Annotated in this window: 19 protein-coding genes; 4 read left to right on the top strand and 15 right to left on the bottom strand. The window is 62.7% G+C overall.

Annotated features, from left to right (window positions below; genetic code table 11):
- The 3 genes from JSV65_05860 to JSV65_05850 all read right to left on the bottom strand — a co-directional run.
- On the bottom strand, positions 1-1,163 hold a 1,163-nt coding region (locus JSV65_05860; GenBank protein ID UCH35877.1), incomplete at its 3' end, for a hypothetical protein.
- Positions 1,164-2,469: 1,306 nt separating this feature from the next.
- Positions 2,470-3,099 (bottom strand): ThuA domain-containing protein, encoded by a 630-nt coding sequence (locus JSV65_05855; GenBank protein UCH35876.1) that lies wholly within the window; start codon positions 3,097-3,099, stop codon positions 2,470-2,472.
- A gap of 433 nt (positions 3,100-3,532) precedes the next feature.
- Complete coding sequence (locus JSV65_05850) at positions 3,533-4,876, bottom strand: sulfatase-like hydrolase/transferase (protein ID UCH35875.1); 1,344 nt, start codon at positions 4,874-4,876, stop codon at positions 3,533-3,535.
- A gap of 379 nt (positions 4,877-5,255) precedes the next feature.
- On the opposite strand from JSV65_05850, the gene JSV65_05845 reads away from it, so the two are divergent.
- A complete protein-coding gene (locus JSV65_05845; GenBank protein ID UCH35874.1) occupies positions 5,256-6,341 on the top strand; it encodes a DUF2961 domain-containing protein in 1,086 nt (361 codons plus the stop codon).
- Between the two features lie 406 nt (positions 6,342-6,747).
- On the top strand, positions 6,748-8,757 hold the full coding sequence (locus JSV65_05840; GenBank protein UCH35873.1) for a hypothetical protein: 2,010 nt from the start codon (positions 6,748-6,750) through the stop codon (positions 8,755-8,757).
- A gap of 325 nt (positions 8,758-9,082) precedes the next feature.
- Here the strand turns inward: JSV65_05840 and JSV65_05835 are convergent, their stop codons facing one another.
- The 9 genes from JSV65_05835 to JSV65_05795 form a co-directional block, all read right to left on the bottom strand.
- Entirely contained in the window at positions 9,083-9,715 is a 633-nt protein-coding gene (locus tag JSV65_05835) for a nitroreductase family protein (protein ID UCH36708.1), read from the bottom strand.
- Positions 9,716-9,895: 180 nt separating this feature from the next.
- Entirely contained in the window at positions 9,896-10,474 is a 579-nt protein-coding gene (locus JSV65_05830) for a GNAT family N-acetyltransferase (GenBank protein ID UCH35872.1), read from the bottom strand.
- Between the two features lie 335 nt (positions 10,475-10,809).
- Positions 10,810-12,624: a metallophosphoesterase gene (locus JSV65_05825; protein ID UCH35871.1), complete on the bottom strand. Its 1,815-nt coding sequence runs from the start codon at positions 12,622-12,624 to the stop codon at positions 10,810-10,812.
- A 479-nt stretch (positions 12,625-13,103) separates the two neighbouring features.
- Positions 13,104-13,691, bottom strand: coding sequence for a hypothetical protein (locus JSV65_05820; protein UCH35870.1), 588 nt, complete (start codon positions 13,689-13,691; stop codon positions 13,104-13,106).
- Complete coding sequence (locus tag JSV65_05815; GenBank protein UCH35869.1) at positions 13,684-14,175, bottom strand: RNA polymerase sigma factor; 492 nt, start codon at positions 14,173-14,175, stop codon at positions 13,684-13,686. The genes JSV65_05820 and JSV65_05815 overlap by 8 nt, the downstream gene beginning before the upstream one ends.
- 510 nt (positions 14,176-14,685) lie before the next feature.
- Positions 14,686-16,251, bottom strand: a complete 1,566-nt coding sequence (locus tag JSV65_05810) for a hypothetical protein (protein ID UCH35868.1) — start codon at positions 16,249-16,251, stop codon at positions 14,686-14,688.
- Positions 16,252-16,963: 712 nt separating this feature from the next.
- Positions 16,964-18,307: a phenylacetic acid degradation protein gene (locus JSV65_05805; GenBank protein ID UCH35867.1), complete on the bottom strand. Its 1,344-nt coding sequence runs from the start codon at positions 18,305-18,307 to the stop codon at positions 16,964-16,966.
- A gap of 212 nt (positions 18,308-18,519) precedes the next feature.
- Positions 18,520-19,413, bottom strand: a complete 894-nt coding sequence (locus tag JSV65_05800) for a DUF1559 domain-containing protein (GenBank protein UCH35866.1) — start codon at positions 19,411-19,413, stop codon at positions 18,520-18,522.
- 743 nt (positions 19,414-20,156) lie between these two features.
- Complete coding sequence (locus tag JSV65_05795; protein ID UCH35865.1) at positions 20,157-21,596, bottom strand: Gfo/Idh/MocA family oxidoreductase; 1,440 nt, start codon at positions 21,594-21,596, stop codon at positions 20,157-20,159.
- Positions 21,597-22,142: 546 nt separating this feature from the next.
- On the opposite strand from JSV65_05795, the gene JSV65_05790 reads away from it, so the two are divergent.
- The gene (locus JSV65_05790; GenBank protein UCH36707.1) at positions 22,143-22,532 is read left to right on the top strand and encodes a BlaI/MecI/CopY family transcriptional regulator; all 390 of its coding nucleotides are present in this window, start codon (positions 22,143-22,145) and stop codon (positions 22,530-22,532) included.
- Between the two features lie 8 nt (positions 22,533-22,540).
- Positions 22,541-24,145 carry a M48 family metalloprotease gene (locus JSV65_05785; protein UCH35864.1) on the top strand — a complete coding sequence of 535 codons (1,605 nt, stop codon included), beginning with the start codon at positions 22,541-22,543 and terminating at the stop codon, positions 24,143-24,145.
- A gap of 442 nt (positions 24,146-24,587) precedes the next feature.
- Here JSV65_05785 and JSV65_05780 read toward each other — a convergent pair whose 3' ends face one another.
- The 3 genes from JSV65_05780 to JSV65_05770 all read right to left on the bottom strand — a co-directional run bounded on the left by JSV65_05780 (position 24,588) and on the right by JSV65_05770 (position 26,853).
- Positions 24,588-25,988 (bottom strand): insulinase family protein, encoded by a 1,401-nt coding sequence (locus tag JSV65_05780; protein UCH35863.1) that lies wholly within the window; start codon positions 25,986-25,988, stop codon positions 24,588-24,590.
- A gap of 129 nt (positions 25,989-26,117) precedes the next feature.
- Positions 26,118-26,537 (bottom strand): hypothetical protein, encoded by a 420-nt coding sequence (locus tag JSV65_05775; protein ID UCH35862.1) that lies wholly within the window; start codon positions 26,535-26,537, stop codon positions 26,118-26,120.
- Positions 26,527-26,853, bottom strand: a complete 327-nt coding sequence (locus JSV65_05770; protein UCH35861.1) for a DUF2089 family protein — start codon at positions 26,851-26,853, stop codon at positions 26,527-26,529. The genes JSV65_05775 and JSV65_05770 overlap by 11 nt, the downstream gene beginning before the upstream one ends.
- Between the last annotated feature and the right edge of the window lie 85 nt (positions 26,854-26,938).

The raw sequence follows: 26,938 nt of genomic DNA, 5'->3' as shown, positions 1-26,938 counted from the left end.
TGCTGCGGCGGCAACTGGCGCACGATCTCCTGATTGTAACGATCGGGAGGCCCGAACCCGGGATAGCGGAACAGGTCCGTGCGGTGCGTCTGGCGGTGGCCCGGCTGCCAGCTCATGGCGTCTGAGCCGGGGCCATACCCCCAGGCCCACAGCCACTCCCGCGGCTTCTCCTGCAGGTATCTGAAGATGGCATTATCGTCATCGTTGTTGAACTTCTGGTTGGTGAACCAGACTCGCGTCCGCGGGTGGTACTTGTGGATGATCGCGGCCATCTCCTCGACCAGCTTAATGAATTGCAGCCCGTATGGTCTGCAGCGGTCGCACTCGCAGCCACCCCCGTCCCCGCCCTGGAACTTCACGAAGTCGAAGGACGGACTGCTGCTGAAGAAGGCCTCGCAGCGCTCCAACTGCGCTCTCCGCCCCTCCGGCACCGAAAGGCAGACATAGCCCTTGCGCCCGATTGACTCCTTGGCTTCCCATTCCGGCGGGCCGCCGCCCGCGTTCGGAAAGTACTCGCAGTGGGTCATCAAACCGTAGGACCTGATGAAGTCGAACATCGGACCCGGCGCGGTCATGAACGTGTTCGCGCCCGCCAGGGCGTAGTCGAGGATCACGCGCCGAGTCTCGTCCTCGGTCCAGTCGCGCACCTTGGCTAGTCGTTTCGCAAACCCTCCCTGGCCGTACTGCGTGCCGCGGACTTCAAACGCCGGCGCGGTGCGCGCCTCCAGGTCCCCCGGGACGCGAAGCGATCGTTCGCCAAGGCCCACCCGGCGCAGAATCTCGCCCACCGCGTAGAGCACGCCCCGTTGGTCCACACCGGCCGCCATGACGCACGACGGCGTCGCATCCGTGCGGCAGCCGACCAGAAAGCCCTCCGGCCCAGGGTCGCGCTCGCTCGGAGGCTTGATCCGGTACACGTCGAGTCGGCGCGCCAATTCCGCGTGATGCGCGGGCGTGCCGAGCAGCACCATCAGGCAGTTCGCCGGTTGCGCCGAAACCGCGTTCTCCTCCTCGACGCGCACCTCCACCCGGCTCGCTTCGGTAAGGCGCGCTTTCAGCAGTTCCGCCGACTTACGCTCCACGTCGTCGGCCTTGGCGCCCACGCATATCGTTACGCGTCTGAATGCTCGATACCGGCTTGCGCCCCTGCGATTAGAGTGCACAGAGATCCTCCTTCCCGGCCCAAGAGGGCTGATCATACCTCCGCCGCCTTTGCGGGATATCCACAATAACGCAGTCACCACGCACGTTCGCGGCGGGGATGGCTTCCGAGCGGGCCTAGTCAGTTTGGGTCAACGAGGCGGGCATTCCTGCTCGCCTGGCCGCAGGGACGCGCTCCTGGCGCGCAGAAAGGTGCTGCAGGTGGGGAGGGTTGTGGCGCGGCGTCATTCCCTGGCGGTAGCCTGCAGCACTCTAGCGCCAGGGGGACTCGACACCTTATCTCCTTTCATGCTGTCTGAGGACCAACAGCCGTGAGTTCGAAGCGAGAAACGATCGTTGGTCTGGCAATACTCGGCTCGCTCGTGATGGCCTGTGCATTGCTGTTCTTCCGTGCTTATTGGCGACTCGGAGCCGATATGAACGCCCTCTCCCAATGTATGCACAACATGAGAGCGCTGGGCCTGGCGTTCGGGCTCTATCAGTTGGACCACGACGGACGCTTACCCAGCGCCGACAGATGGGTTGATGCGGTCTCTCCATATGTCACTGATCGAAGGGTCTTGCGCTGCCCCACAGACACATCGCAGGGCCGGTGCAGCTATGCGATGAATGCTAACCTGTCCGAAAAGGGCGAAGCCGAGATCGAAGATCCGGCTAACACGGTCTTGCTGTACGAGGTGGCTGACGCGGGCGAGAATCCGCATGGGACTCCTGATGATCTTCAGCCGTACGGGCGGCATCGGGAACCCGGATGGGCGCGCGGGGCGAGGCTCTACCTGTTTCTCTTCGTCGAGGGGGCTCTGTACTGCCGCGAGAAGCCCTTCCAGCCGCCACCACGCTGGCAATCCGATGCCAATTCTGGAGGCGAGCCTGGCGCACCTGAGAGTGCCGGAATGTACGTCCTCCGCAAAAACGGGACAACTGCTAAGTTGCACTCTTGGGCGAATGAGGATGTCTTCCTGCTCCACGCGAGTCACACGCCACCCCGTGCAAACCTCACGGCTAGCCCCATTCCGCGTTCCTCCCGCTCGATGTCTCCTCCGCCCACAGGGAAGCCGTCCTGGCGCGCGGGAAAGCGCCTCACGGACGGGGATTTGTCGCAAGGGACGAGAGATACCGCAGGCTCGTAGAGACGGAACCAGATGCAAGAGCGGGAGCAACAGACCTGTGCGTCGATTGACCCCGGACTCGTTCCAGGGATGCTGATGACCGACATCTGGCAGAGGTGGAGCAAAGCCGTGCGGGTCTGGTCGAAATGAGACCGCTGTCGGCATTCATGGACAGCCGAAATCCGCCCTGGCCCGTTTGTCACTCCGGCGGCGTGCCCGCCCACTTCGCTCCGCGCTGCAGCAGCACGCGGAACATCTCATGGCGACAGGCCTGCGGGTTATGCCCGAGTGCAAGGTAGAACACTCGCCCCTTGCCCCACGGTTTCGTCCACGCCACCGGCATGGCGCTGCCTTTCCACAGCGCAGACGCCAGAACGTTGACGCGCGGGTCGTAATCCAGGATATACTGCTCGTCCTCGACCATGAACTCCGTCAGCCCACGAGTGATGGGGTGTTCGGTGTCAACCACGCTCACCTGGTAAGAGCGAAAAGCCGGATGGGTGACAAAGGAGCCGCCCACCATGGCGGAGTACTCCGGGCAATCACGGAACGAATCGGCACCCGAATGGCAGGTGGCAAAGCCTTTGCCCGAGGCGACGAAGTTGAGCAGGCCATTTTTCTGAGCGTCGCTGATTTCGCCCACGGTGTAGTAGAAGACGAACAGGTCATACGGCTCAAGCCGAGGGGCCTCAAGGGCCGATAGGTCGTTCTCGACGTACGTGATGTCGAAATCGCCAGCGGCGATGAGCGCATCCCGCATTTCCGCGCCACAGCCCTTGTAGTCGTGAATCTCCCCGCCAGCGAAGAGCAGTGTTCTAATCTTCCGCATCTGTTCCTCCTGGTCGGCACGTGCGAACTGAGGCAGCGCGGCGCCGACTGCGGCCGCCCCTGCGGTGCCCAGCGATGTGCCCAGGAACTCCCGGCGCGTCAAACCTGACCCTGCAGATCGCTTCGTCATGCCTTTGCCTCGTAGGTGGAATGATGTTCCGTGTCAAACGACTGCCGCCGGCTCGCGGTAGCGATTTCCCTATCGGAAGCCAAGCTTCCTGGCAAGGCGCCGATATAAAGTCCCAGGGCTCTTCCCGATCGGACCGGCCTTGCGCCTCGCAACACCCGCCGAGCCGGTACGCGACTGCTCCTCACTCCGTCAAAGCTGGGGCGCGCCGCGCGCGCTACGCACAGGCGGGGACGCCTGACCTGTGCCTTGATCCCCTCCCTGAAACACCCCACTTCGGCCGCAGCTCGAAAGCCGGGGTCTCGGTTCAATCCCGAAGGATCAACGGGAAGGAATCCTCTGTGTCTCGACACCACCCAGCAATAAGTTCGCGGTGTCTGTTCAGAATATGCTGATGTTCCTCGCACGCAGCCAAGTTGCTCATCTCACCGGGGTCGTTTGCCATATCGAAGAGCTGCTCGCGCCGACGTCCGCGGTCATAGACAATATACTTGTATCGCAACGTCCGAAGGCAGCGGCCGCACAGATCCAGCTTCTCGGCGCCTTGAGCGAATGTCGTCTCGAGGACGATGAAATCCCGCTCAGCCGGCGCCTCAGGGTTCGTCACCGCCGACCGCAGGCTGATGCCACGACAACCCTCGGGCGGACTGATTCCCGCGTAGTCGCAGATTGTCGGCATCAGGTCGAGGCCGTTGTTGACGAGCGTTTGGTCGTCCAATCGTCCTGGCGAAGAAGCCGTGGGGTCGGCGATGATAAACGGAACGTGAATGACCGATTCGTAAAGCGTTTGCTTCTGATTCCAATGGTGCTCGGCGCAGCCTTCGCCATGGTCGCTGGTGAACACGATGAGCGTATCCTCTAATAATCCGGCGGCTTCCAGTCCGTCAACGAGACACTTGATGCTGCGATCGACGGACTCCGTGATGCGATAGTAAGCCCAGAGATACTGGCGCCACAGCCCCTCCGACCAACCGGCGGTGGGATAGAGCCTATCGGCTGCGGGCCCCTGGTCGTGCACCCATCGCAGCCGCTCTGGCTCGCCGTCAGGGATAGCGAAATTGTCGGGCAGGGGCGGACAGTCGCCCGGCGTCGGCACCGGTGGAATCCTGCAGTTCGGCAGTTCGGTCAAGAGCTGATCGCCGCCGCGCGCCCATTGACAGATGTTGTGCGGATTCATATAGGACGCCACCGCGAAGAACGGGCTCTCACGTTCTTGCAGCGCAAAGTCCAGACACTTTGCGGTAACGGTTGGGTCCAAATCAAGCGATTTCGCGCTGGAAGCCCAGATCTCGCGGAAGCCGTGTTTGGCTCGATCCTCTGACGACGAGGCGATGTGCCATTTGCCGAAGTAGCCGCAGTCATACCCGGCGTCGGCGAGCAGGCGGCCGAGGTGCGGGCCGTCATCCACGCGGTTGGGCGTTGCCGGATTGTTGATCGTCGCCCCGGTTTCGTGAGGAAGACGTCCCGTAAACATGCATGTCCGATTCGGGAGGCAGAGAGGCTGTGTGGCGTAGGCCAGTGCGAACCTAACCCCCGCCGCAGCGATTCGGTCCATTCCGGGCGTGGAGATGTATGGATTGCCTGAACAACTCATTGCGCGGGCGGTTTGCTGATCGGTCATGAGGTAGAGGATGTTTGGCCTGGCACCCATAAAGTCCGAATCGCTTTCTGCGTACTGACTGCGCCGCGCCCTCGGGCACTGTGCAGCACGCGACATCGGCGGCAGTCACGCGTATGTTGAGACCGGCTGTGCCGGTTAGACGCCCGTGAGAACCGGGGCATTCCATGTATTCGTGGCACAGGGAAGCGATCCTGGCGCGGAGAAGGGCGGTTCACGTACGGACCTGTGGGCTCAGCCATGGGGACTATCGCAAGCTCGTCAGGACCACAAGATGCGAGAGCAGGGACACCCGGACTGTACCTTAATTCACCCCCGGATCTGCCCCATCGTTGCTGAGGCCCGACACTATTTGACATCCACTGACAGTGCACACGCTAAACGATACCACAAATGGGAGGAAGACGGAGCAATGAGCGAGTTCGCAGGACTTAGTCTGGGTCTGGGGGCATTGCCGATGCTGCGTCGTTGGCGCACGCGATCCATTTCCGCGGAAAACCCGACGGGCGCCCAAGGCATGGGAGGAATGGCCATTCCCGATGCGGGTGATTCTGACCTCCCCCATTCGGCTTCTGCGGTTCGCCTCGGCCAAGGCTGGAAAGTACGGCCGTTTCTGAAGCCAAAGGCCGGCGAGACCGTAACCTTGATGGACGCGGGCGGACCGGGAATCATTCAGCATATCTGGATGGCGACGGAGACGAAGTTTGCAGGTAACGGCCGCGCTTGCGTGCTGCGCTTCTACTGGGATAACGAAAACACGCCTTCCGTCGAGGTGCCGATGACCGATTTCTTTGCCGTGGGTCATGACCTGTTTGCGCCGGTCAACTCGCTGGCGGTAATCGTAAATCCGACTTCGGCTCTAAATTGCTACTGGCCGATGCCGTTTCGCAAGCACGCCAGGGTGACTTTGACGAACGAGTCCACCAAGGATCTCAGCCTACTGGCGTTTCAGCTCACGTACGCCGAAACCGTGGTCCCGGACGACGCAGGGTATTTCCATGCCCAGTGGCGACGCGCGATGACCAGGCGAGCGCATCCCGAGTACACCATCCTAGATGGCGTCGAGGGAGAGGGCCGCTATGTGGGTACATTCCTCGCGTGGACACAGCTATCGGACGGGTGGTTCGGGGAGGGAGAGATCAAGTTCTACCTGGACGGGGATACCGACTTCCCGACCATCTGCGGCACCGGTACCGAAGACTACTTCTGCGGCAGCTACGGCTTCCCACAGAATTACAGCACGGCCTATGTCGGAAACACGCTTCGGCACCAGGGCGAGGATGCTCCGCCGAAATGGAGCCTATATCGGTGGCACATCATGGACCCCATCTGCTTTCAACAAGAACTGCGTGTCACTATCCAGGCCCTAGGCTGGTGGCCGGACCAGACCTACCAGCCCCTGGCCGACGATATCGCCTCGGTTGCGTATTGGTATCAGCACGAGCCTCACATGGCGTTTCCTGCGTTTCCCGCACTGGAGCAACGATGGCCAAGATGAGAGGTGACAACGACTGTTGTACGCCCTTCGGGAAGATGGGGCATTTTGGAGGTTGCACTCCGGGGGAATGAGGCGGGGTGTTCCCTGCTTTGTGGCCGGGGCCTCAGGGAAGCGATCCTGGCACGGAGAAGGGCGCTTCAGGTACAGACCTATGTGACCAGGCATGGGAACTATCGCAAGCTCGTCAGGCCCACAGGACGCAAGAGCAGGGGCGCCGGAACTGCAACTCAATTCACCCCCGAATCTGCCCATCGTTGCTGAGGACCCACAATCGTCCCGATTATGATGCCTGGTGGCTGCAGCCGTAGAGGAGGTCGAAATGGCGTCTCCAATCACACCCCTGGGAGAACCTGGTCTTCAGGGAGAATACCGTTTACAAGGATCCGCCCCTTTCCACGGAACCACTGTGGAGAACTTCACGGTCTCCTTTGGCCAGGTCACCGATGAACAGCAGTGGATGGCTATTCGGGCCGACAAAGCCGACGGCCGATCCTTCTCCCTTTGGCTTCTCGCCCGTTCGTACCCGCCAAGCGATCTCGCCGCGTCCGAGCACGTCATCGCCCGCTACGTGTTCCAGGAGGGAAAGCGCGAGGCCCTGGAGTTCAGAGATGCCTTCACAGGACGCCCTGTGCTGCCCTGTCTCGGCGCGTGGCCCTACCTGCTCCCCCGCTCTAGAGGTGACGAGAGCTTGGACGCCGGTTTCCCAGACCAAGTGACCTTCTTGGGACATGGCTACAAGCTGGTCCGTGAGAATCGCGGAACCGCCGATCTGAAACTCCCTGCCTGCAGGACACTGGAGCTCTTGCCCGATGTGCTCATCGGTCCGCCCCACAACACGCGCCAGAGGGACGAGACGCGGCGTTTCGATAATTCGGACTACGAGCTGGTGCCGCTCACCGAGGAGGACTACGGGACCATGCTCGCCCACGGGATCACGTGCGTTAACGTGAACGCCGAGCAGGCAAAGTGGGTAGAAGATAGCCCTGTCTTCTATTGGGGGTTAGCGCCGCACGAGATCCGTTTCCCTGAACACCTGTACCGCAGCAATTACCTGGGACCGACCATCTTCTACGATGAGCCCATGGTTCACACGCGGGACCATGTGATACGTCCCCGCCTGGCTGAGGATGAGACATTCAGGCGAGAGATTAGCCCGCAGATCGCCTTAAGGGAGTTCACGGCTCTCTTCGATGAGCAGCAGGAGAAGGGCGCTGCGACGCGGCTGATCGCGGGCCTGAAGGCCCGGGAGGACGTAAACCTTGGCGACATGGTGTTCCATCAGCAGAACCTCTACACGTGGGAGACCATGGTGAGCTCGGCGATCTACCAGCTCGCTAAGGATCCTGCGGGACCCCCCAACGCAATTGTCTTCGAGCCACCCGGGCGAGTCGGCACGCGAAGGACGCTTCCTGAGATGAACATGTGCTATGGGTGCCAGCTCCCTATCGATGACCCCAGGAACCTGGCCTCCATCATCTATGGATACCTTCGCGGAGCCGCCAGAGCCACAGGGAAGCAGTGGGGGATGAGCATCTATGGCCAAGTCGACCGATCAGACGCGCCATGGCTTCAAACCCACGCTTACACCTTGGGCGCCACCCGATTCTTCTACTGGGACAGCCATGAGCTGGCTTGCGTGCCCTTCGGAGAGGTGCTGGCCCTCTCGAGAAACCTGATGAACCATGTCAGGACTAACCCAGACCGGGACCTGGAGGCACTCCGATCAGCGGCAGAGGCAGTGATCCTCCTGCCACCTGGGTACAATCTCGGCCACGTGGATCTGGGGCGAGGGAATCTCTGGGGTGTTGGCGAGCTTAACCTCGAGAGGGTGAACGGTGCGGGCGCCACCTACAGGAGGGTCATGGGGAACTTCTTCACGGAGATAGAGAGATGCCTGAGGCTCGGGATAGCCTTCGACCTTCTGTGGGACATGGGAGACGTGGATCTCTCGGGCTACAGGGAAGTGATCCGGGTGAGAGAGGATGGCAAGGTCGAGGTGCGAGGCCGAGAGGAAACAACGGTGCTAGATGGCGCCAGGATCCCCGAGCGCCCAGAGGGCACTGCGCCTCAGCTCAAAGTAAGTTGGAGCCAGACCAAGCTCCAGGCGCCCTGCCGCGTAACCATTCGAGTCGAGGCCATTCAAGGTGATGCCCCCCTGTATTACACCCCTGGAGCGAACACGCACGGCGTCTGCGTGAATGATGTGGTCCTCTTCGAGCTCTACGGTCCTGAGGAGTATGACTACGCCGTCCTGAATCCAGAACCGCCGGGCTGCAAGGTGTCGAAACGAGAATCAGGCTACCTGATAGAGACCGCGTGCGTGCTGGAGAAGCCAGGCACCTACAGGCTGAGATCGGCCACCTGTGACCTGGCAGGCCGCACTGCCGTCGCCTGGACCGAGATCACTGCAGAATAGGCTTTCCTGGAACAGGCTGCCGTTGTTGAATCGCAGTGGGACACCTTGTGGCGGTCAGGCGCCCGTGAGACCGGTATACTCCGTCCTTTCGTGGCACAGGGAAGCGATCCTGGCGCGCAGAAAAGCGCCTCAGGTACGGACCTTCGCGGCCAGGCGCGAGGACTCCCGAAAGGTCGCGCGGACGGAACCATGCAAGAGCAGGGACACCCGGACTGTGCCTTAGTTCACCCCCCGATTCGTCCCATCAACGCTGATGACCGGCACCTCTGAGCTTGCTTCGTATCCTTCGGGCTGCGGATCGGATCTTGGCAAGGAACGACGAACGCTACTCTGACTCCTTGGGATAGCCTACGGACTGCGCCAGGATGACCTCTTGGTCTGGGCGCAGATTGAAAGCATCCTTCAGGGCGGGCCTGTTGACCAAGCCTCTCACCACCGTCGCCAAGCCTTCTGAGGCACAGTAGAGATAGACGTTCTGAGCGATGAAGCCTGTGTCGGCGGCGGAGTAGAAGACCTTGTCCCTGTCGCTCGCTCCCTTCATCCTCGCTAGATCCGCCACGTACACCAGGTTGACCGGCACATCCTTCACGAAGCCTTGGGTTCCCGTCATGACGCGGAGGTCGTCGGCCAACACCGGCTCCAGCCGGTGAGCCTTCGTGTCGTAGAGGTAGACCCCGTCGGCCAAGGCGACGTAGACATCGACCTCCTGCCAGTTCATCGCGCTGGGTGCGGTGCGCTTTCCCACATCGGGCCTGTTGACCCCGCACGCCGCCCAGAGGAGATCCGAGAGGACCTGCTCCGGCAGCTTCTGCGGGCTAAATGACCGGTTAGTCTGCCGCGCCTTCAAGGCCTCCATCAGGGGCATGCCGCCTTCGGTACGAGGCTTGGGAAGCTCGATGGGTTTGAGCTCCTCTGCGACGGCGATGGCAGAGAGGATCAGTCCGACCGCGCACGTCATTATGCAGATCTTACGAAACGTTGTTACCATTGCTTCCTCCTTGGCGGGGCAGTGACCTGCCCCCTGAACGTTACCACTCTCGATGCTAGTCCCCCTCCGAGGCGACGTACGATTCTCCGTTCCGCGGTCCGGGCCGCCCTGGGTGCCGGCTCACGGCTGTCTCAGTTTCCCAACGGGCGCTCAGAGATCGAGATACCAGAGCAGCATCGCTTCGTGCGCGACCTGCGGTTCCCGGTACGCGCGGCGGATGATCGCCTCCAGGCGGCAGCCACGACTTGCGTAGAACCGGCATGCAGGCACGTTGATATTCTGCGTCTCGATCTTCAGCTGCCGACAGCCCTGCCGCCGGCCCCAGTCCACCACGCGCTCGAACAGCTTGCTGCCAATACCTTGCCTCCGCCAGTCCGGGTGCATACGGATGTCCCACAGCACGACGAGGTCAGCAGCTCCCTCAAGCATGTGCACGCCCGGGGAACGAAATGCTGTGGTAGCTGCCCCTACCGGGTCGTCCCCGCTGAGTGCGAAGAAGAAGCCCCAGTTCGAGACGTCGAACCGGCCCGCCCATCGGGTGGGCCTCTCATCCTCGTCGCTGTCGTAGTCCTTCACATATGGTTGGTCCAGCTTCCTCTCTCTCAGAAGCAGCCCACCGAGGCCGCCATCGATCTCCTCGACATCGAGGACCGACTCGACCCGGAAGCTGATAGGGATTAGGTCGATTTGCCCCGTCGCCTCAGGCCCCAGTTCCCTGACCTCGATCACCCGTGCTCCTTCCAGCGCCCAAGTGCGCACGCCTCCAGGGCGGTATTATCCCTAAGCAGTTGCTTCCCTGCTGCAATGGCCCTGGCGTCGAACTCGTCATGTCGAGGCGACCATCTGTCGTCGCACCAAGCTTGTTGAGCGACCGCCCGATGGTCTCATTCACCCCTGACCGGCGCCAGGTGGGGCCATGTGAGCAGATCCGAAGCAAGCCTGGAGCACCCGTAGAGGCGCCTCATTGCCACTTGCCAGGGACAACAATCCCCGGGACACACCGCGCCGTTGCGAACCGCGCGCCCAAGAGCCTCGCGGGCGGGACGCCTGCGCTACCTTGATTCCTACTTGAGCACCAGTTCGAAGAGCGGGCACGGGTACGAGCCCCCGCCGACCCCGGGCAGCAACTCCACCCACCAGTGCCGCTTGCCCGGGACGTTGCCGTCCAGATCCTGTACCGCCAGGCTGTGGCCGACGTGCTTGCCTGCCTCCAGGCCAGTAAGGCCCAGCCGGGAGGCGGGAATGGCGAACTCGTACAGGGTGTAGTTGCCGCTGCGCTCCACGGCCAGCGGGATATCCTGGGCCACGCCTTCGAAGCCGTCCGGTGAACGGGCAACCCAGGCCTGGCAGCCATCGGTGACGCGGGCCATGCTGAAGTCGCTGTCGTCCCCGCGGTGGCCCTGGGCGTTGCCGTCGGCCGCCGGGTCGAAGGTCATCTCCAGACAGTCGGCCTGCCACACCCCGTCGCCGGTGTAGGGCTGGTAGAAGACGTTGTCCCGCACGGTCACCGCCAGGTAGAGCTTGCTCTCGTCCCACTGCCACTGCACCTCGGCGGAGAGGTTGTCCACCTCCGTGATGCTAATGCGCGATGCATACCTTAGCGGTGCGCCGGGCACGCCCCGCCACTCGTCGAGCCTGCCGTCCACCACGACCGGGCGGGCGGCTTTGACCACGGCAAACGACGGCCGCAGCTCCAGCCGGCCGCGCACGAGCAGCTTCTTCGCCTGATCCGGGCCGTAGAGGTATTCGGTGGAATAGACGGGCGTGGGGTACATCACGCCGTCCGCCGGAGCGCGCACCGCGAACGTGAGGGAGGTGTCGCCATTGGCGGGCGCCAGGTATTTGGCGGAGCGCGGCGTGATCTGCCACTTGCCCTCGGTTTCCCAGGTGAGCGTGGATGCGAGGGGCTTGGGGTAGGGGTTGGATATCTTCACCCGGATGGCTCGCTGGACGGGGCGGCCGAAGGTGTAGCCGATCACCGGGGCCTGCACCGCCTGCCGGCGCAGCCGCTCGCGCTCGAGCGTGTTACGCATCAGCGAAACATCGGGCGGGTAGATGCTGCCGGCGCGGATGGGAGCGTAGGAGATCTCGTCCCCGCGCACGTTGACCAGCAGGTAGCCGGAGAAACGGCCTTCCTCCATTTGCGCGGGGGTCACCTGGGGGGTGATGCCGTTCACGGCGGGGATGACCAGATAGTGGATGCCGTCCACGGGGTCGAACTTGTGGTAGCTGTGCCAGTGCCCGGCCACCACCAGCCGCACCGGGTACTGGCGCAGGATATCGTGGATGGGCTGCCAGCGGGGCCAGTCGCGGGCCCAGCCCGGGTCGTGCTGGAAGACGACGACATGCTTGGCCGTGGCGGCGGCGAGGTCGGCCTCGAGCCAGGCGAGCACGGCCGGAGACTGCAGGCCGCCGGCCTCCATGGTGTTGAGCCCCACGAAGTGGACATTGCCCCGGTCGAAGGAATAGCGGAGCGGGCCGTAGAGCTTCTCCCAGAGGGCGGAGGTCTCCGGGCCGGCGGTGTCGTGGTTGCCGGGGACGGGGAAGAACGGGGCGCCGCAGAGCTTGCTGTCGGACCAGGCCTGGGCGAACTCCCGGTCCAGGGTGTCGATGGCCGAGCCCTTGATGAGGTCGCCCGCGGCGAGCACCAGCTCCGGGCGGAGCAGGGCGATCTCGCGCATGTTCGCCCGCAGCGTGACGCTCTCGTCCGGTGTCAGCCCGGCGTGGGTGTCCGCCACCACCACGAACGAGAAGTGATCCCCGGGGTCGGGCCCGGCACGCAGCGCCTGCAGGCTCTCGTCTATGAGACTGCCCTGCGCCATCCCCAGGCAGGCTGCCAGAAGGGCCGCGCAGGCCGCCAATCGCAGTAGTATTCGCATCGCACGCTCCCCTTTGTGGTGTGAACCTGCCCGCGTGTTGCGCGCAGCAGGTACGTGTTCTCGCCGCTGTCGGAATGCACAGAGTGCTACAGTCCCTGAGCGCCTTTGGCGCCGGGATGGCCGCGCAACGGCCCTAGCCATTTTGGGCAAGCAGGGCGAGTGTTCCTGCTCGACTCCGCCGCCGGGAGGGGATGCTGAGGCGCCGAAACGCGCTGCAGGTACGGACCTTTGTGGCCAGGCGTGAGAACTATCGCAAGCTCGTCTGGACCACAAGTGCCGGTCAGGCGCCCGTGAGGCCGGTACACGAGAGACGTCCGAGAACAGATTGCCCACGAAGTCCATACAATACAGGATAGCAGGGCTGAGCGGCGGAACCAAAGGCGATCAGACCGCCAGGATTCGCCCTGACGGCATTCTTCGGGGGGTCGGGGGGACAGGGGTCAAGCGGGGCTGACAAGTACGCGCGGGCCAACCCGAACCTATGCCGCGTCTCTCGGTGTCTCCGTGTTGCTCTTGCCATATTGCCTGGCTCCTCGGTCGGCGTTTCCCCCACTGTCCAGGGAATGTAATGCGATACGCAATACTGTCTCACGGATGCGCAGCTCCGACGTCCTTACGCGGCCCCACGTAATAGGGAAGCCAACCAAGACAATGGCCACTATAATCGCCACGACCGCACTTTCCCCGCGGCCAGTGATGAGCTCCCAGCACACGACGATCACGAAAAACAGCCATGCCGCACCTTCGACAAGTACATCGTCCTTCATCGGGCGACGGGTGCCTCGCCTCAGTGTGTGGAAGGACCAGACGGCGACCACGCCAGCAAGCGGCAGCGTCACAACCAGGTAGAAGCGCTGCGATGCAGCCAAGTCGGTTCTAAACAGCATCAGAGCGCAGAAAACCGCGAGGCCCACCATCAACACGGCAACCCAGGCAAGCAGCAATCGTTCCCATAGGCTCAAGGGTTGGTGGAGCATGCCCATGACTTGCCGTCGCAGTCTGTCTCTGAGATCTGCCGGGATCGCGTCGAGTTGCAGAATGTCCTCCCTCCGCTCTGTGTCATTCATCTCGGTTGACCTCCTCTTCCAGTGCGCGACGAAGGCATTTCTTGGCATGGTAGAGCCTCGACTTGACTGTCCCGAGCGGGACGCCCGCGATCTGGCTCACTTCCAGGAGTGAAAACCCTTCAATGAAGTGTAGCGTGAGACAGTCGCGGTGTGCCATAGTGAGTTTTCCCAGTGCGCGATGAACGTCTTCCGCGGTGAATTCGGCCAGCGGGTCGCTGCTTTCTTCCTGCATCCTTTGGGGTACGGGTTCGTCCTCAGCACCGATTTCCTGGCGCCGGCTCTTGCGGGTATGGCTGTGTGCGACATTCCGAGCGATCTTGAAGAGCCACGCGGGGAAGGCGGCCGGGTTCCGCAGCTGCCTGAATCTCCGAATGACCAGCACCCACGTGTCCTGCATAATGTCCAAGGTGTCCTCTTCGTCTCGAGCAAGACGCCGTACGTAGTAGTAGAGGGGGTTCTGCCAGATTGAGGCCAGCTCACCCATGGCTTCATCGTCTCCTCGCGCGTATCGGATGGCGAGGAGCTCGGTTCGTACCAGATCTCTACTTGAAGACAACGATGCCTCCTCGGTTTCCTCTCAATTAGAAAGACGCGGACTTCGCGAAAAGGTTCAACTGGTAGGCGGTCTCCCAGAGCGATGCACAGTCGCACACGCCTGACATCAATTCCTGAATGTCCTCGCCGTCTTTCGGAACGGATGCACCGATCAAGCCCACGTGAGACCGTCTGTGCCGGTCAGGCGCCCATGAGGCCGGTACATCATGGCCGTGCGCGCCCACAGAAAGCCCATCTTGGCGCGCCGAAAACCACTTGAGGGACGGACCTTTGTGGCCAGGCGCGAGGATTATCGCAAGCTCGTCAGGGCCACAAGATGCAAGAGCAGGGACACCGGGAGTGCAGCCCGATTGACTCTTTGATTTGACCGCATCAAGCGCTTGACGAAACCAGCCTTATCACGGATGTGTCATCGCGATGTGGCAAGCACAAGGCGTCCTCAGCCGGCGTCCGGCGAGAATTGTAGCCCCTCGACTGGCCGCCCATCTAGGTCGGTGAACCGCATGATCAGTCCCCAGATGCCTCCGCGATTGTAGATCTTAGCCTCGATCCGCGACGTGCCGGCAGGCAGCGTCATCCGGACGGTGTCCTTGTCGTATTCGAGCCCCCGGTTGCCGTCGAAGCGATATACTTCCTTCCCGTTCAGACGGACTACAGCGTCATCATCCGAGCAAACGCGCATCTGCACCGTCTGTTCGTGTGGACTGGTCACGTCGCAGAATGCGTACTCCAGGCCGTGCTCGAAGTGCCCGTAGAGGTCGGACAAGCCCAGCACCCCGCAGGTCGTCTCGCGTACGCGCCACGTGGCCGAACCGAACTTCACCGGGTAGACGCCGTTCGGGTCAATCCCCTGGTCCGGGGGAAAGACCGCGTCAAGCACCTTCCCTTCCGTATCCTCGAAGGGCCCCACAGCGTACCAGGCGGGCACGACGCCCGGCACCGGCCGCGGGTGCTCCCAGTGCCCCTCGGGCTGAATGCGATTTCGCTTCATGGAATCCGTCTCGGGTCTCACCTCTAGGCCCCCGGTGGCCACTATCTCCTGGTTGGCCTGCTTGATGGTGGATCTTAGCTCCGGCATGTCGGCCCAGCCCGGCAGGCCCGTCGCGTGAGTGATGAAGGCGACGAGCCCGCAGGCGCCCTCGCGGATGAAGTCCTCGAGTTGCTCTCGAAGCTGGTCAGCGGTCGGTACCCCCTGCCCCGTTCCGCCGGGGGCGCCGTCGAACGCCTGGTACACGCCCATGAACTCGATGCCCGGCACCCGCCGGCGCGCGGTGGTCAGCATGTGCTGCACCTCCGCCGCCGTGCGCTCGCGGTCATATCCGGACCTGCTTACGGGATACCAGTAGATGAGCATGATGTCGCAACTGCCCGGCACCAGGTTGATAACCGAACCGGCATCGCCAAACCCGGCGCACACCGGGTGGCGACCACCGGGGTCCACCTTCTGCACCACCTGATACAACGCGCGCAGCGCCGACGCGGCATCACCCGGGCTGTCGTCGAGCACGTAGTAGCCCCAGAGGTTGGGCGAGTCCTTCACCCGCGCGACCTCCGCCGCGCATGCCTCAGGCCAGAACAGGATAATGCCCTCCCGGTGTGCGGCCGGCTTCGTGTCGCCATACCCACGCTGACAACCCTCAAGCCCCGCCTCAGTTATGCGCTGGTAGTGGATCATCTCATCGTCAACCTGGACGACCCGCGATTTCCGTCCCGGAACGCTGCTGGCGAAGAAGAGCGGAATCGTCGTTTGATCCGCCGTGATCGCATCGCGGAGCCTGACTCCGTGATAGACAAACTGGGTCAGGTGGTGCATGACCTTGATGCCGTTGTCGAGGCAGAACGCGCCCGCGGGCGTCTCGGGGTTCAACTCGACCTCGCCGGCAAGCACGACGTTCATTCCCGCGTCGCGGATATGCCGAAGATCCTCCAGCTTGTCCGGCCCGCCGGCGTAAGTGCCAAGCACAGGTCTGCCGTCAACCTTCCAGCGTGTCTCGTGCAGTCTCATCGTATTGCTCCTCATGGCGTTGGGGGAATCAGCACGTGATGGCGGTGCCGGGCGATCCAAAGCCTGGCGCGGAATCATCGAGCGCCCCTGGGGTATCCTCGCACCAGTGAACGCGCCCCCGCCCGCGCCAGCCCGACCGTACACAGGCGCCTGACGGGCACACACGATTCCAGCCAAAGCGACTACCACTACGGCGGCAACAACCGTCGACACTCTCACCAGCCTTGTCTCCGTCGGCCGTCAGCGCAATGGCGCGATTCCGACTTGGCGGATGGCCATTCCATGCGCGCCGAAGTCAGTCCTCTTGGTACCTCAATGACTGTGCCGCAATGAAGCGCTTGCTCTGCGGCGAAGGGCATCCCTGTGCCCAAAGAGCGCCGGCAGTCCCGGCGCGGCACAGCGGCACTCCAGGCACGGACGACGTGGTTGCGCGTGATGACTATCGCAAGCTCGCCGGAACTACGAGATGCGGGATCAGGGACGCCTGAGGTGTACTTCAATGCGCCGGCTGATGTGACTCAGCAGTCCGCGCCGGACTTGTCCGCCTCGGACGGATGTGACTTACTGTCCTCTGAGCAAGGGTAAATAAGCCTTTGGCGTATCGCGCCCGCGCAGCGACCGGCATGCATGACGTGGCGGTTGCGTCGGAGCACGGACGCTCCACACCAGGCCGGCCTAGTCAGAGATTCCCCGCGGACGCTGAGGATCGACACTACTTCTTCAGGATCGCATTCTGGGTCGACAGAGTAAAGGCCCTACCGTCAGCCGTGAAGTCTGCCTCCCCGAAGACTGCGATGTTCTTGTCCGCCGGCCGCGCGATGGTGACTGTGAAGACCCCGTTGCCGCCCGCCATCTCGGTTGACCGCCACGTCTGAGGGCGAAAGTCCAAATCATCGGCGGTTGCCGCCCACGCCCGCGCGCCGGTTGCCTGTGGGGCCTTGATGGTGAGTGTTACTGTATCGCCTTCGACCTGTCTGGTCCAGGAGATCTCCGGCATGGCCTTGCCCGCCGCCACGGTGCGGAAGAAGGCGCTAAGGGTGTTCGGGACGCACTCGGATCCCATGATCCCGTGGCCGCGGTTCGGCGCATAGAGCACGTACTTCGGGCCCACCAGGTCATCCCAGTAATAGTTGAGGGCGTCCGTCGCCCAGTACGGGTCATTGGAGCCGTTGAGGATCAACTTCGGCATGGTTAGATTCGCCCTGAAGGTGTAGGGGTCAACCGACGTCACCAGCATCCGACCTCGTGGCGTGTCGAGCAATTCAGTCAGGCCCTTGGACGAATAGTCATCAATCTCCTCGCTATACGCGCCCCACAGCTCTACCTGGTGCGGCATCTGCTCGCGTATGTTGAGGTTGTCAAACACCGCGGGGGCGATTGCCTTGACCCGCTTGCCGCGGTCCGCCGCCGCCGTCAGCCACGTCGTCCAGCCCCGCTTCGAATGGCCGAACACCACGAAACTGTGGATCTCCTGCTGCCACTCCCGCTTGGCGTATTGTTGCAGGGCGTCCATCGCTCGCGCCGCGCTCTTGGTCATCGGAAACAGGAGCGGCCAGGTCGGGTCGGCATCCATCATGTAGTTCTGGAACGTGTAGGAGATAATCTCATCCTCGACCATGCCGTCGAACAGAGGCTGATTGGGCACGCGGTACAACACGGCCACCGGCGCTTCGATCGCGCGAGCAATGGCGATCGCCTCGGCGTCCTGGCCTTCCCGCCTCCCCGGCCTTGCCTCGCCGGAGCCGCCGGTGATGTAGAGCAGCATCCAGCCCGGATACTTGACCTCGGCGGGTATGGCAAGTCGCAGCAAGTGCTTCCATGTGATCCCGCGCCACGTCTGCGAAGTCAGCAGGATGTCGCTGAGCGATCCCGTATCGTCCCACGCCGCGGGCCCCTTCTCCCACCGACACGTCGGATCCGGGGCGTTCACGTACTGCGCCAGCATGTCCTCGGCGGCCACCGGCGCCGATTCCTCTGCCCGCGCACCCCATGAGTTCAGACACACGAACGCCGCAGCAGTGAGCAACGCTAGGATGTGCCGTCTTGTCGCAAACATCGCCGTCCCTCCTGACCTTGGACTAAACTAACAGGGAAGTCGCCCCGGTTCCGCGCCGTCGTCCTGCGGCTGGCTGACCGGGGCGGCGTCGTCCGACCGCGAGGCATCTCGAAGCGAGAAGGCCGGCCCGTCCAGAGACGAACTCAGACGGGCTGGCCTTCTCAAGCTTCACACACCGGCGAAACGCACGTCACGAATCACCAGCCCGTGTCCTACTGGATCTCGTTGGGCTGCGTCATCAGCATCATCGTCTCGTAGAAGCTGCCACGGTAGTACTTGACGTGGCCGTCCACGAACGCGACGGGCATACAGATCGGGATCGTCGGTGGGTCGCCGCCCATCTCCACGGGGATCACGTGGTCGTTGATGTAGTCGTAGCCGTAACCTTCGTGAACACCGTACGATTTGCAGCCAGCCATCGGCTTCCACACCGGGTCGTCGAAGTTGCCCACCGCGTTGCCGCACGCCCAGTACTCCGCCGGGTCGTCCGTGTCATCGACGTAACCCAGAAGCCAGACGGCGGCGTCCCAGACCGCCCCCAGCTCCTCACAGTAGTCCGACGCCAAGACGCCGGGCCCGGAGGGATAGTGACAGCAGCCCCACCAGTAGGAGCCAACGAAGTCCCAGCGGTCGTTGTCACCCGGGGGGATAGCGGCGCACCCGAACTTGCGCGCGCCCACTGCGGGGCCCGCGGTCAACACCACGATTTCGACCACCTGCTGGTCGTCACGTCGGATCAGCGTAGGGCAGTTGAACAGATCAACGCTCTTGACGTACGGCAGCAACGCGTCTCCCAACTGCCAGTAGTCCGTGCTGCCGAGCCCGGCCGTGTTGGCGTCATCTATCGTGATGTAGGAGTTTCCCGGTTCCACCGCGTGCGACGTACACTCGTAGCCGGTGCCGTTGGCGCTAGGCAGCACCTCGTCATAGTCCTGGGCGTACATGATCGCCGCGAGAGCGATCTGCTTCAGGTTGGATAGGCAGGTGGCTTTTCTCGCCGCCTCCCGCGCTCGGGCGAACACGGGGAACAGAATGGCGGCCAGGATCGCGATGATCGCGATCACCACCAGCAGCTCAATCAGGGTAAAACCGCGGTTCGTTCGCATCGTGTCCCTCCTCCGCGTGATGCGAAAGCGATAGTCCGATCAGATCGAACCATAACGCTCACGATGCCCCGAGCGGCCTTGCTTCACCTCCTTCCGGGGGCAGCGTCACCGCGCATTCCTCGGATTGCGGCCGATCCCGGCGCGCGCCAAGCACATCACGCGCGCTGCCTCGCTGATCGGCTTAGGCGCCAGGCCGGAGCCCGGCTTGGACAAGCGCTTCGATGCCCGTCCTCCGCGGGTTGATTGTACCACGAAGCCGTCGGGGCAACAAGCGGTCAGACAACCAGGCAATGCGTTTGCCGGCAAACGGTGTCGCGGTTGATGCCGAGGCCTGCCCTGTGTCCACGTTGTGGCGGCCGCCCGCCCAACTGATCTCGCGTCGCACTCCTGGGTCTCGTCCGGATTTCCTCGGTTTGGGCGGCATGTTGGTTCGACCCGCCGCCTCCTTGCACAGGGAACCGATTACGGCGCGGCGGAAAGCGCCTCAGACACAAGCCCTGGTAGCGAGGCGTGAGGACAATCGCAAGTTCGCGCGGACGGGACACGACGCACCCGCAGGGACACCCACCCCGCGTGATTCACCAACGGACGCGTCGCATTGCCTGTGACGGCCAACGGGTCGCGCGTTGGCGTGGTCCAGTCGGGAGCGACTGCGAGACCACAGTCGCTCCCGGACAGAGAAAGAGACCGGCGAGAGCCGCCTTTCAGCAACCCCTAGGACTCATCTGATGCGCGGACGCGTCTTACACCTTGTTGGGCACGACGAAGGGATCGCGGTACTCTCTCGTGAGGAGCTGGTTCGCTTGCGGGTTGTTGACGAACCGCTCCGCCTCGGGATCGAATTCGAGCTTCGGGCCCAAGCGATAAGTGGCCTCTTCCGGCTTCACGCCGAGGGCCTCCGTATTCTCGAGGACCGTGCGCATGCTGTCGCTCACGATCTCGTTTTCCTGAAAAATCGTTGGACGCTCCTCGAAGGGGACGTCTTCTCCCACGCGATACGGGATGTTGCCGAGGTGGCAGAGGGCGCTGGAGTAGTGGCCCTCCAGGATATCGGCGTTCAGCTCCTCCTGCTTGCGGCTGCGAACGCAGTCAATGAAGTTCCCGAAGATCCAGTTGGGGTAGACGTGGTAGTCCACTTCCGCCAGCGGCTCGCCTTGGTCGCTCCCTTTGGGAAAGAACTGACCGTCCTTGATCGCACCCTCCTCGAGATAGAACTCGTTGGCCACCTTGTTCGAATAAACCCCGCCTAATTGGTTACCCACCAGACCTCGGGTTTCGAAGACCAGCAGCGACTCCCCGAAATCGAACACGGATAGCTCCATGTTGGGAGTCTCGCCCTGGTCCTTGAAATCAGGGCCATCGACCCAGCGTCCGCCCATGCTGACAACGCTTCTGGGCAACGTGGCGCCCTTGATTGCCCAGCGAGCGATATCCATCTGGTGGACCCCCTGATTGCCTATATCGCCGTTTCCCGTGGCCCAGAACCAGTGCCAATTATAGTGGACGAGATTACCGTGATACGGCTGCATCGGCGCTGGGCCGAGCCACAGATCGAAGTGAAGATGCTCGGGCGGATCTTCGATCGGCTTGAAGCCGATGCTCCACCGCGGCTTGCAGCAGTAGCCCTTGGACACCAGGAGTTTCCCGTATTTGCCGCTCTGAGCTACGGCGATCTGTCGCGCCCAGTCCGAGCTGGCACGATTCTGCGTGCCGTGCTGCACGATCCGGTTGTATTTCCTGGCGGCCTCCACGCACTTGCGTCCCTCGAACACGTTGTGACTGCAAGGCTTCTCCACATAGACGTCTTTGCCCGCCTGGCACGCCCAGATCGTTATCAGCGAATGCCAGTGGTTCGGCGTGGCGATGCTGATTGCGTCAATCTCGTCGTTCTCGAGCAGCCTCCTCACATCGGTGTACTTCTCGACGCTGATGTTATTCTGATCTAGCTGAGCCGCCATGCCATTGAGGACCGATTCGTCCACGTCGCACAGCGCTACCAAGCGCACGCCTTCCATGCCGACCCAGCGCCCGACGTGTGACCTGCCCTGACCGTGGAATCCGACGACGGCCACGCGCAGATCGTCGTTGGCTCCGACGATCTTAGCGGAGGGAAGCCCTGCGACCACCCATCCGGCGCCCGCAATCGAGGTCTTGATAAAGGTTCTCCGCGTGATCGGCTTCATGATGCATCTCCTTTGTCCGTCGTGTCACGGTGCATTATGGCCGGGCCTGAGGCCCACCCCGACGTGATTCCCCTTTCACCATCGCATCGAAGGTGTCCTTCAACCGTTCGATGAAGCCATCGAAAAGGAGTCCATCAAGACCTGGCGGATACGGACAGGGCTGATGGAACACATACCAGTCGGGCAAAAGCGTCTTGAGGAGGGGAGACCTGAGAAACCGGTTGCTCATGGCGTCAGGCGTCCTTGTCAAGCCTGCGTGAGACCACGTCTGTGTGCTTGGACTGATTGCGAGCAGCATCCTGTGCAAACGGGTGTATGTTGATGCGCATTGACGCCGCCGGTCGGCTCAGCGGATGTGAGATCAGCCTGGGTGTCCCGAGCCGGTCTCATCGCCGCTTGACCGCCGCAGTAGCTACGACTTGCCCTTGACAGATCAAGCAGTAAATGGTAATCCTTCGTACGAAAGAAGTCGTAGACAGCACGGGTAGAGCGGACACGGCGTTCTGCCCGGCCGACAAGCACGGCGGCATGAAGGAGCGTTCAGAAATGGCATCACCGGCGACGAGGCGACCGACGGACCTCGAACTGGAGATTCTGAAGACCCTCTGGGATCAGGGACCCAGCACCGTTAGAGCTGTCATGGAGGCGCTTTCGCGGCGCAGGCGCGCCGGCTACACCACCGTTCTCAAGACGCTGCAAATCATGAGGGACAAGGGACTGGTAGTGTGCGACAGAAGCCAGCGCGCGCACGTCTATCGTCCACGCCACAGCCGGCAGAGAGTTGTGAGGAGACTGGCTGGGGATCTACTCGAGCGGGTCTTCGAGGGGTCAACCAGACAGTTGGTGCTTAGCGCTCTCGAACATAAGAAGGCCAAACCAGAGGAACTGGACGAGATCCGCCGGCTGCTCGACGAGGTCGAAGGGAGACGGAAATGAGTGGGATTATGAAGCTGCTCGACGATCCTACCGTTCTGAAGCTGAGCTCGGTGCTGGTGCATTTCATCTGGCAGGGCGCGGCAGCCGCTCTCCTCGCGCTGGTTGCCCTGGCCGGCTTGCGGCGGGCGAAGGCCGCTACACGCTATGCCGCACTGCTGGCTGTCCTGGCGGTAATGGCGGCCTGCCCGATAGTGACTTTCGTCCTCATGTCGGAAAGCTCACAGCCGGTCAGTGTGACGGTAGGTCGTGAGCCGCCGCCAGCTACGACGCCGGTGGTGTCTAAGCCGATTCCGCTGGCGAGCGCACGCGCGCCTGCGGCTGCGGCACTGCACAACCTTCCCAAGATACCGTCTCCGAGCTGGCGAGCGCGATTGACCAGCGCTTGGGCCTGGGGCGAGGCGCGGCTGGCATGGGTGGCCGCGGCCTGGATGATCGGCGTGTTCGCCCTCTCGCTCCGACTGCTGATCGGATGGAGTCGGATAGTGCGCAGCAAGCGGCGAGGCGTCCTGCTGAGCGAGGATCGTTGGCGACAGACCCTTGCGACCTTGTCGCGAGGGCTGAAAGTCAGCCGGCCGGTGCGGCTACTGGAGTCGGCCGCGGCCAGAGTCCCGATGGTGATCGGTTGGCTACGGCCGGCGATCCTGCTGCCGCCCAGTGCGCTGGCTGGCCTTACGCCGGAGCAGTTGGAGACGCTGATCGCCCACGAGCTGGCTCACATCCGCCGCAGCGATTACCTGGTTAACATGTTACAGACCGTGGTGGAAACCCTGCTCTTCTACCATCCAGCGGTCTGGTGGCTATCACATCGCATCCGCGTGGAGCGGGAACACTGCTGCGACGATCTGGCGGTGGCCGTCTGCGGGGATGCGGTCACCTATGCGCGCGCCCTGGCCGAGCTGGAGCAGCTTCGCTGCCCCGCGCCGCAGCCAGCGCTGACCGCCACGCACGGATCGCTGCTCAGCCGGGTTCGACGGCTGGTCGGCATGCCAGCGACGGACGCAGGCCTTTCACGATCGTGGGTGGCCAGCGTAGTTGCGATCGGGGTCGTTACAGCGCTTGCAGTGGCTCCTCTGTGGGCTCTTGTCGGCTACGGATCTGTCAAGGCATGGCCGAAGTCCTGGCCACCAAAATTCAATGCGCATCTTCACCGCGCGCTTGAGATTAGCCCCTTTACGGGGGGACCGGCAGAGGTCTTGTACGACATCCACTTCGATAGCCGTGAAGAATTCGAGCGCCTCTGGCCCGCGGTGCTGAAGGTCAAGACCGCAGGCGCGCCGCTCACGCTCAAGACGTTCAAACCCATCGAAGCGCATGCGATGGCCGGCGATTTCTACACGAAACCGTATCTAAGAATCCTCGTACCCCCGTCCAATCCACCGCGCAAACTCGAGATTGTGCGACTACCCTCTGGCGAGCCGGCGGAGTACGTCCGCTTGGAGGAGGAGGGATGGCGTCCATTGCAGCCCGGCCAGCGCGCCGGGTATTGTGCTCGCGCGCGAACCGACGTGGTTCTGCATGTCGACGGGACCGTGATTGATCTCAATCGCATTCCCTTACCTGGCAACACTCCTATTGTTGATGAGCGCGAAGTGGCAAAGAAACCGGGCATTTAGGCAGCGGCTACACATGGGCTTGGGACACCCGTTGTGCGGGGCAGGTGGGCCTTCTGCGCACATGTCACAGGCCAATAGGACACTTCGCGCCGCTGCTCCCGCGATCGCCCTGCTCTCGAACCGGTATTATAGGGCCAAATGTAGAGGTTCAGGGACGCTGAGACCGCTCTCCGGACGAGAGAGAGCGTTTCGATACCAGCATCCCCTACTCGAAGACGCTCTGTCATCGGAGCCCGCCGTTGCAGTCCACAGCCGGAGAGAGTCTCGATCCCAGGTCGTTTTCCTCCGCCACCGTCAGAACGCCTTGGGATCGGAAGGCTTCGTCTCCGTCCCCCTGGGCTTCGGAGTTGGGGCGGCCTGCGGGTGGGGGGCTGAGTCCCCACCCTACTGGCGCCCAATCACCTCACAGGCCGTGCGTCTGGCCTGGATTATTCACAGTACGCTACCTTGCTTGACCCATGGGCATCAGGACGGTGACGAAGCCCCTGGATGGATCGAGGGTCCGGCGCAGCAGGCGGTGAAGGTCGTCGGCGGTCACCGCCTGGAGCGCCTTCGCAACTTGTGCTGAGTCTGTTCCCAGCAGCAACTCACGCAAGCCCGCTTGAATGGCCATGTTCCCCATCACCATCGCGGCTGCTTCATCAGGATTGCGGCCAAGCTGCGACGCAAGCGCCTGGCCCTGCTGGCGGATGAAGCCCTCGTTGAACTCCGGGGGATGGGCGAACTGGGATGCCATGGCACGGAACTGCATCATCTCGGTCAAGCCGGGCTTCGCCGCTGTGATGCTGCGCACACGTGCGGCCAGCAGTCGCTGAAGTTGCTCAGCGCTCACGTTCGCCTTCGCGGTTGCATAGACGAAGAAGGGGAGCGTCCCAACCCCCCACGTCGAATTCGTGCAGTACATCGCGTCGGCCGCCGCCTGGATATGGGTGTCGGTCATGAGCCTCTGAAACAGCAGATTGCCCCACAGGTTGAGCAGAAAGCGCTCCTTGACATCGTCCGGCGGCGGAAAGCCGATGCACACCGCCCGGACGCTGCTATCCCACTGCACCGTCATCTCCTCAGGCACCTGTGACCACGGCAACGGTTGAGGCGCAGCTGCGCCGGTGGGTTTGATGCTGCCCAAGTGCTTCTCGACCAGCTCCAGCGCCTTGGCGCGCTCGAATGCGCCAGCCAAGACTACAACCACGCCTTGGGGATTGTATGAGGCGCGATAGAAGCGCTCCAGGTCCGCGACGGGAATGCGTTCAAGCCCCTCGCGCACTTGTACCTCCCTCGCGCCGTGGCGCCACGCCTGACCGAACGCCATGAAGGCATGCTTCAGCATCCCCGCGCTCGGGTTGCGCTCGACAATGTCGGCCTCCTGATGACACTTCGGTGCTTCCTGGCGAATGATCTCAGGGACGATTCTGAGACTGCTTAGTCGCTCCGCCGCGATCTGCAGCGCCGGCTCCAACTGCCCTGGGGGAAGCACATGGTCGAAGTAGGTGAAGTCTGAGAGGGTCTCTGCATTCGCCATACCCTCTTGGTTCAACAGGCGCATAGCCTCGCCGGCTTGGTAGCTCTTCGTCGCGCCTTGACACGCCAAGTGCTCCAGCAAGTGGGCCGCCTGAATCATGCCCTTCGGCTCGTGGAGGAATCCAACAGGGTGGAAGTACACAAGCGCCACCTTCTCTGCTCCCGGTACGGGGTACATCAGAACTGTGATTCCATTAGCGAGCACGACTCGATTGTCGGAGCCGCGCTGCGCTTGCGTGACCTTGCCGCCATTCATCAGCACCACCGTCAGGACGGCCAATCCGACCACGACCCAACCGACCAGCACCAGCGTTCGAGTTTTCACTTATGACGCCTCCTCTTAGAGATTTGCGTATCAGCGCAGGGCTCGCCTCACGCACGACGCTATCCCGGACGGCGTTCGTTGGCGGGATAGCGCAGGTCGTGCGCGCATCCCCTTGGCGCATGGACCTCGCTAGGTCGAGACAATGTCGCTTGCCGAGATCCGGCGCATCTCCGCCGCCTCGTAATCGCGGCGAACGCCTGAGAGCCGGTAAGGTACTAGCGTGCACCCGAGGACGCCGGGCAGCAGCCAGGTATACCAGATGTGCCAGGGCCGGTGCATGGCCAGCAAAGCCAGGCCGCCTACGAGCATGCCGGCAGAGGCCCCTACCAGCAGCATACCGAGGGTCATCACCCAGCTGCGCCCGCGACCTATCCGCGCGAGACGCCAGGCAATGCTTCCGTATGTGCCCACCAGCACTCCCCAGAGCGTGCCAGGAAGCCATGCCCACCGCGCAGAGACCGTCCAGTGCCAGTCCGCAGTCGAGAGAGCGCCGTACGCCGCGCCAATCGCGACCGCCGCAAATGCGATGATGATAGGTCTATTGCTCACCTACTCTGCCTCCGTTCTCACTTCCGTTCACGCTCTCGGCGTGCGCTCGGATCAACTCCCGAGCCACGGATGGCGCCAACCTGCCATCGGCGACGAGGATCGCGATTCGTCTTCGGAACGGGTCCCACGGCGAAGCATCCTCCGCCGCTTTGACTTTCGCGATCAGCCGGTCGAGGCGGGCCCGCACCGTTGGGTAAGAGACGCCATACGCCTCAGCCAGCGCCTTGAGCGAGCCGGAACCCAAGACCAGCCGTCTGATGAACTGTAGATCCTCCTCATCGAGGTCGGCCAACCAGTCTGGCAACTCGCTGGGCATCGTCTATGTCGCTCCTCGTCGTATTGAAGAAAAGTCAACCGTGGTTCATTATAGTTGATGTTCGTGCTTCCGTCAATATATCTTA

The sequence above is a fragment of the Armatimonadota bacterium genome (assembly GCA_020354555.1).
Taxonomy (GTDB): domain Bacteria; phylum Armatimonadota; class Hebobacteria.
The sequence above is the reverse complement of the archived record's forward strand: the minus strand, read 5'-3'. Positions and strand labels throughout refer to the sequence as shown.

Coding starts and splice junctions, on each gene's coding strand:
- JSV65_05855 (UCH35876.1), bottom strand. CDS start 3,099: ATGCGGAAGATTAGAACACTGCTCTTCGCTGGCGGGGAGATTCACGAC.
- JSV65_05850 (UCH35875.1), bottom strand. CDS start 4,876: ATGGGTGCCAGGCCAAACATCCTCTACCTCATGACCGATCAGCAAACC.
- JSV65_05845 (UCH35874.1), top strand. CDS start 5,256: ATGAGCGAGTTCGCAGGACTTAGTCTGGGTCTGGGGGCATTGCCGATG.
- JSV65_05835 (UCH36708.1), bottom strand. CDS start 9,715: ATGACGTGCGCGGTCGGACTGATCCTCTCTGCCATCGCCGTCGCAGAG.
- JSV65_05825 (UCH35871.1), bottom strand. CDS start 12,624: ATGCGAATACTACTGCGATTGGCGGCCTGCGCGGCCCTTCTGGCAGCC.
- JSV65_05820 (UCH35870.1), bottom strand. CDS start 13,691: ATGAATGACACAGAGCGGAGGGAGGACATTCTGCAACTCGACGCGATC.
- JSV65_05815 (UCH35869.1), bottom strand. CDS start 14,175: ATGGGTGAGCTGGCCTCAATCTGGCAGAACCCCCTCTACTACTACGTA.
- JSV65_05810 (UCH35868.1), bottom strand. CDS start 16,251: ATGAGACTGCACGAGACACGCTGGAAGGTTGACGGCAGACCTGTGCTT.
- JSV65_05805 (UCH35867.1), bottom strand. CDS start 18,307: ATGTTTGCGACAAGACGGCACATCCTAGCGTTGCTCACTGCTGCGGCG.
- JSV65_05800 (UCH35866.1), bottom strand. CDS start 19,413: ATGCGAACGAACCGCGGTTTTACCCTGATTGAGCTGCTGGTGGTGATC.
- JSV65_05795 (UCH35865.1), bottom strand. CDS start 21,596: ATGAAGCCGATCACGCGGAGAACCTTTATCAAGACCTCGATTGCGGGC.
- JSV65_05790 (UCH36707.1), top strand. CDS start 22,143: ATGGCATCACCGGCGACGAGGCGACCGACGGACCTCGAACTGGAGATT.
- JSV65_05785 (UCH35864.1), top strand. CDS start 22,541: ATGAAGCTGCTCGACGATCCTACCGTTCTGAAGCTGAGCTCGGTGCTG.
- JSV65_05770 (UCH35861.1), bottom strand. CDS start 26,853: ATGCCCAGCGAGTTGCCAGACTGGTTGGCCGACCTCGATGAGGAGGAT.